The 284-nt window shown below is 55.6% G+C and carries 1 protein-coding gene; it reads left to right on the top strand.

Features of this window, described 5'->3' with window-relative positions:
• Nucleotides 1-59: 59 nt before the first annotated feature.
• Nucleotides 60-284 (top strand): 30S ribosomal protein S16 (rpsP, locus tag ACSIPU_RS31230; protein WP_435322580.1); only part of this gene is annotated, 225 nt, incomplete at its 3' end.

The raw sequence follows: 284 nt of genomic DNA, 5'->3' as shown, positions 1-284 counted from the left end.
TGACACCGGGCTCCGTTCCTCGCTGGGGCCCGGTTGTTTTATTCACACAAGAGGATGTTATGGTTACTATTCGTTTAGCACGTCACGGCGCGAAAAAGCGTCCGTTCTACCAGGTTGTTGTTACCGACAGCCGTAATGCACGCAACGGTCGCTTCATCGAGCGCGTTGGTTTCTTCAACCCGATCGCTAACGGTGCGGAAGAAGAAACTCGCCTGGATCTGGATCGTATCGCTCACTGGGTTGGCCAGGGCGCTACTGTTTCCGATCGCGTTGCCGCGCTGATC

The organism is Klebsiella sp. HN106, assembly GCF_051209435.1.
Classification (GTDB): Bacteria; Pseudomonadota; Gammaproteobacteria; order Enterobacterales; family Enterobacteriaceae; genus Klebsiella; species Klebsiella oxytoca.
This window is presented reverse-complemented; position numbering and strand designations above follow the sequence as displayed.